At 72.7% G+C, this 6,512-nt stretch carries 2 protein-coding genes; both read left to right on the forward strand.

Annotated elements, in window-relative coordinates; genetic code table 11:
* Positions 1-4,605: SDR family NAD(P)-dependent oxidoreductase (locus tag ABD329_RS47030; RefSeq protein WP_344318161.1), on the forward strand; the 4,605-nt coding region annotated here is incomplete at its 5' end.
* A 76-nt stretch (positions 4,606-4,681) separates the two neighbouring features.
* Positions 4,682-6,512, forward strand: a 1,831-nt coding sequence (locus ABD329_RS47035) for a type I polyketide synthase (protein WP_344318162.1), incomplete at its 3' end; no start/stop codon positions are given.

The following is a 6,512-nucleotide window of genomic DNA, read 5'->3' on the forward strand; positions in this document are numbered from 1 at the left end:
CTCTCCCTCGACGAAGGCGCCCGCATCGTCGCCCTCCGCGCCCACGCCCTCCGCCACCTCACCGGCCACGGCGCCATGGCCTCCCTCACCCTCAGCCCAGACCAAGCCCAAGAATTCCTCACCAACCTCGGCCCACCAGCCCACGATGTCGGCATCGCCGCCGTCAACGGACCCGGCTCCATCGTCATCTCCGGGCCCCCTGACCAGGTCGCCCACGCCGTCAGCACATGCGAACAAGCAGGCCACCGCGCCCGCCTCATCGACGTCGACTACGCCTCCCACAGCCCCCAAGTCGACGGAATCGCGGTGGAGTTGAGGGAGGTGCTCTCGGGGATCGAGCCCGTCCAGGCGGAGGTGGCGTTCTACTCGACCGTCACCGGCACCCGCATGGACACCAGCGAGCTCGACACCGCCTACTGGATCAAGAACCTCCGCCAACGAGTCCGCTTCGCCGACGCCGTACGAGCCCTCCTCGACGACGGCCACCGCGTCTTCATCGAAGCCAGCACCCACCCCGTCCTCACCATCGGCATGCAGGAGACCTTCGAGGAAGCCGGTGTGCCCGCGGCCGCGGTGCCGACCCTGCGGCGCGACCACGGCGACCATGCCCAGTTGATGCGGTCGGTGGCGCAGGCGTTCACCGCCGGGGTCGACGTCGACTGGACCCGCTGGTTCCCCACCGACCCCGCACCCCGCACCATCGACCTGCCCACCTACGCCTTCCAGCGGCGGCGGTACTGGCTGGACGGGCGGGGTGGTCACGGCGGCGACCCCGGCGACCTCGGGCTGGGGTCGGCCGAGCATCCGCTGCTCGGCGCCGCCGTGGAACTGGCGGAGGGCGGCTCCCATCTGCTGACCGGTCGGCTGTCGCCGCGGACCCATCCGTGGCTGAACGACCACCGGGTGCTGGACACCGTCCTGCTGCCGGGCACCGCCTTCGCCGAACTCGCCCTGCACGCGGCCGCGCGGACCGGCTGTGACCATGTGGCGGAGCTGACCCTGCATGCGCCGCTGGTGATCCCGCAGGGCGAGGCGGTCGATGTGCAGATCGCCGTGGCCGCTCCCGACCACAACGGCGAGCGTCCGATCACGGTGCATTCACGGCCGGCGGCCGACACCGGCGACACGGCCTGGACCCGGCATGCCACCGGGGCACTCGCCATCTCCGCCGCGTCCAACCCCACTGCCCTGGAGGGTGCTTGGCCGCCTCCCGGCGCGACACCGCTGCCCGTCGAGGACTTCTACCGTCAGCTCGCCGACCACGGCTACCACTACGGACCGTCCTTCCAGGGCCTCACCGCCGCGTGGCGGCTGGACGGCGATGTCTACGCCGAGGTGTCCCTGCCCGAAGGGGAGCGCGAGGGCGCGGCCGCGTACGGCATCCATCCCGCCCTGTTCGACGCCGCGCTGCACGCCCGTGCCCTGGACGTCACCCCCGACTCCGAGGACGCGCACCGGATCCTGCTCCCGTTCACCTGGAGTGGTCTACGGCTGCGCGCCACCGGCGCGGACACCCTGCGGATCCGCATCACCCCGAGGGCATCGGACCGGCTCACCCTGCTCGCGGCCGATCCGACCGGCGCGGCCGTGGCCGTCGTGGACGATCTGATCCTGCGCCCGGTGCCGGACGGGCAGTTGGGGCGGGCGCCTGCGGCGGGCAGGAACTCACTGTTCCAGCCGGTCTGGACGCGGATGACACCGGCCGAGGGCGCCCCCGCGGGCCGTTATGCCGTGATCGGCCCGGCCGGCGGTCCCCTGGCCGACGCGCTGCCCGACGCCTCCCACCTCCCGGATCTCGCGGCCGTACGGACGACCACGGCGGACGGGGCCCCGGCCCCCGATGTCGTCTTCGCCTGCTTCGGCTCTTCCGCCGACGGCCGTGACGATCCGGCGGAACGCGCCCATGACCTGGGCCGGGAGGCCCTCGGGGTGCTGCGGGAGTTCCTCGCCGCGCCCGAATTCGCGGACACCCGGCTGGCGGTCGTCACCCGAGGGTCGGTCGCCCCGCGGAGCCATGACGATGTCCACGATCTGCCCGCCTCCGCCGTGTGGGGTCTGGTGCGCAGCGCGCAGTCGGAGAACCCCGGCCGGGTCCTGCTGCTCGACCTCGACCGACTCGACCTCGACCTCGATGTCAACGGCCTCGACCTCGACGCACGGGACGACTCACGACGGGCCCTGGTCGGCGCCGTGGCCTCCGGCGAGCCCCAGCTGGCGCTGCGCGACGGGGTGGCGTACGTACCGCGGCTGGTCCATGACGACGCGGCCAAGCGGCTCACCCCGCCGGAGGGGACGGCCACGTGGCGTCTGGGGCTGACCGGCCACGGCAGCCTGGACCAGCTGGCGCTGGTCGACTGCCCGGACAACACCCGCCCGCTGGGGCGGGGCGAGGTCCGGGTGGCGCTTCGGGCGGGCGGGGTGAACTTCCATGACGTCGTCGTGGCGCTGGGCATGGTGGAGGACCCCAGGCCACTGGGCGGCGACGGTGCGGGCGTGGTCGTCGAAGTGGGGCCGGGCACCGAGGAGTTCGCGGTGGGCGACCGGGTCATGGGCCTGTTCAACGGCACCGGTTCGCTGGTCGTCACCGACGTCCGGATGATCACCAGGATCCCCATGGGGTGGTCCTATACGCAGGCGGCCACCACACCGTCCGCCTTTCTCACGGCCTACTACGGTCTCGCCGATCTCGCGGGGCTGCGGGCCGGGGAGAAGCTGCTGCTGCACGCGGCCACCGGTGGGGTGGGCCTGGCGGCCGTGCAGCTGGCTCGCCACTGGCAGGCCGAGGTGTTCGCCACGGCGGGACCCGCGAAGTGGCACGCCCTGCGGGAGCGCGGATTCGACGACCGTCATATCGCCTCCTCGCGCACCCTCGACTTCGAGGAGTCGTTCCGCGCCGCCGCCGGATCGGTCGATGTGGTGCTCAACTCCCTGGCCGGTGACTTCATGGACGCGTCCTTGCGGCTGCTGGCACCCGGCGGTCGCTTCATCGACATGGGCCGGACCGACGTCCGCGACCCCGAAGAGGTCGGCGCCCGCTATCCGGGGGTCGTCTACCGCGCGTTCGACCTGGTCGGCGGGGCGGGTCCGGACCGTATCCAGCAGATGCTGGCCGAGTTGTCGACGCTGTTCGAGAACGGGACGCTGCGACCGCTGCCGACCACGCCGTGGGACATCCGCAGGGCCCCCGAGGCGTTCCGCTACTTCAGCCAGGCCCGCCACATCGGCAAGATCGTGCTGACGCTCCCCACCGCCCCCGACCCGGAGGGCACGGTCCTCATCACCGGTGGCACGGGCACTCTCGGCGCCGCCACCGCCCGCCATCTGGTGGCCCACCACGGCGTACGGCGGCTGCTGCTCATCAGCCGCCGGGGCCCCGACGCCCCGGGGGCCACGGAGCTGGCGGCCGGACTGACCGAGCTCGGCGCGCACGTCTCCGTCGCGGCGTGTGACGCGGCCGACCGGGCCGCCCTGGCCAAGCTGCTGGAGACCGTTCCCGACCGCCATCCGCTCACCGCCGTCGTCCACGCCGCCGGGCTGCTGCGCGATGCCACGGTCGAGGCGCTCACACCCGATCAGCTCGATGAGGTGTTGCGGGCGAAGGCCGACGCGGCGTGGAATCTGCACGAGCTCACCCGCGACGCCGGGCTGTCGGCGTTCGTGCTGTTCTCCGCGGCCGCCGGGCTGCTGGGCGCCGCCGGCCAGGGCAACTACGCGGCGGCCAACGCCTTCCTGGACGGGCTCGCCGTGCACCGTCATGCCCAAGGCCTGCCCGCCACCTCCCTGGCCTGGGGATATTGGGCCCAGGCCACCGGGATGACCGGGGGGATGACGGACGCCGACCGGGCGCGGCTGGCGCGGGCCGGAATGGTGGGGCTGGAGACCGAACAGGGTCTCGCACTGCTCGACATCGCACTCGACAGCGGTCTGCCGACCCTGGCGCCCATCCGGCTCGACCTGGCCACCATGCGGCGCGAGGCCCACGCCGACGATCTGCCGCCCCTCTTCAGGAGCCTGGTGCGCGGCGCCGCCCCGCAAGCGGCCACCGGGGCCATCGCCGCGGGCGGGGCGGCACCGGCGGAGGCCTTCGCCGCCATGTCCGGGGAGGACCGGCAGCAGGCGCTCCTCAAGCTGGTGCGCAACGCCACGGCGACGGTGCTCGGCCATGACACGGCGGATGCCATCCACCCCGCCCAGAACTTCCGGGAGCTGGGCTTCGACTCGCTGACCGCGGTGGAGCTGCGGAACCGGCTGAGCGCCGCCACCGGTCTGCGGCTGCCCGCCACGCTGGTCTTCGACCACCCCACTCCCACCGCGGTGGTGCGGCTGCTGGAGGAGCTCTTGGTCCCGGCCGGGGCGGCGTCGGCGGACTCGCTCCTCACCGGCCTCGACTCCCTGGACGCCGCCTTGACCGGGGGGATCGCCGACCGGGAGCAACGGGCCCGGATCGCGGCGCGGCTGCGCGAACTGCTGCGCAAGGCGGACGGCCCGTGGCAGGACGCGGAAGGCGGCGACGACGCCGAGGCGGATCTGGCGTCGGCCAGCGACGAGGAGTTGTTCCGGGCACTCGACAACGAGCTGACCGTCTCCGACGACGGTCTCCGATGAACCAAGACCACTGGATCAGGACCGCTGGACCAGGACCGCTGAATCAGGACGGCCGTGACGATCGGGTTGATGCGATATGACGGATGACGAGAAGCTCCGCAGCTATCTCAAGCGGGCGACCGCCGATCTGCGTCTGGCCAGGCGGCAGTTGCGCGAGGCCGAGGACCGCGCCCGGGAGCCCATCGCCATCGTCGGGATGGCCTGCCACTTCCCCGGCGACGTGGCGACCCCCGAGGACCTGTGGCGGGTGGTGGACGAGGGCGTGGACGTCATCTCCTCGTTCCCCGAAGACCGTGGCTGGGACCTGGAGAGCCTCTACGACCCCGATCCCGAGCACGCCGGTACCAGCAGCGCCCGCGAGGGCGGGTTTCTGCGCGATGTGGCCGACTTCGACGCCGAGTTCTTCGGGATCAGCCCACGTGAGGCCGCGGCGATGGATCCGCAGCAGCGGCTGCTGCTGGAGACGGCGTGGGAGGCGTTCGAGCGCGCGGGGCTCACGCGGGAGGCGCTGAGCGGCAGTGCCACCGGGGTGTTCGCCGGGGTGGACTCGTACCACTATCTGTCGCTCATCGGCCAGACGACGAGCGACTCGGCGGGCTATGTGGCCACCGGGAACCTCGGCAGCGTGGTCTCGGGCCGGGTGTCGTACTCGTTCGGCCTGGAGGGGCCCGCGGTCACGGTGGACACGGCGTGCTCGTCGTCGCTGGTGGCCACGCACCTGGCCGTGCAGTCGCTGCGGCAGGACGAGTGCTCGCTGGCCCTCGCGGGCGGGGTGACGGTGATGGCCACGCCCGGTGGGTTCACCGAGTTCTCGCGTCAGCGCGCGCTCTCCCCGGACGGGCGGTGCAAGGCGTTCGCCGCGGCGGCCGACGGCACGGGCTTCTCCGAGGGCGTCGGCCTGGTGCTGCTGGAGCGGCTGTCGGACGCACGGCGCAACGGGCACCGGGTGCTGGCGGTGATCCGGGGTTCGGCGGTCAACCAGGACGGCGCGTCAAACGGTCTTACGGCGCCGAACGGGCCGTCGCAGCAGCGGGTGATCCGGCAGGCCCTGGCCAACGCGGGGCTGTCGCCGTCCGAGGTGGACGCGGTGGAGGCGCACGGTACGGGCACGACGCTGGGCGATCCGATCGAGGCGCAGGCGCTGCTGGCCACGTATGGCCGGGGCAGGCCGGAGGACCGGCCGCTGTGGCTGGGCTCCATCAAGTCCAACATCGGCCACACCCAGGCCGCCGCCGGGGTGGCGAGCGTCATCAAGATGGTGCAGGCCCTACGGCATGAGGTGCTGCCCGCCTCGCTGCACATCGACGAACCGACCCCGCATGTGGACTGGGGTGCGGGCGAGGTGCGGCTGCTGACCGAACCGGTCGCGTGGGCGGCGAACGGACGGCCGCGCCGGGCGGGGGTGTCGTCGTTCGGGATCTCCGGTACGAATGCCCATCTGATCCTGGAGCAGGCACCCGAACCCGCCGAAACGCCATCCGCCCCGATGGTGCCGACCGACGCCGACAGCGACGGTGTCCCGGTGGGTGGGGTGGTCCCGTGGGTGGTCTCCGGGCGCGGCACCGAGGCGCTGCGCGGTCAGGCACGCGCACTGGCCGAACGAGTGACCGCCAACCCCGACGCATCACCGACGGACATCGGCTGGTCGCTGATCACCACCCGGTCCGTCTTCGACCACCGCGCCGTCATCGTCGCCCAGCACCGCCACGAACTCCTGACCGGACTCAACGCCCTGGCCACCGGCGACACCCACCCCACCATCATCCAACCAACCACCACCACCAGCGGCGGTACCGGACCAGTCCTGGTCTTCCCCGGCCAAGGCTCCCAATGGCTCGGCATGGGCGCCGGACTCCTGAACACCTCACCCGCCTTCGCCACCCGCGTCGCCGAATGCCAACAAGCCC

The sequence above is a fragment of the Streptomyces javensis genome (genome assembly GCF_039525925.1).
Taxonomy (GTDB): Bacteria; Actinomycetota; Actinomycetes; order Streptomycetales; family Streptomycetaceae; genus Streptomyces; species Streptomyces asiaticus.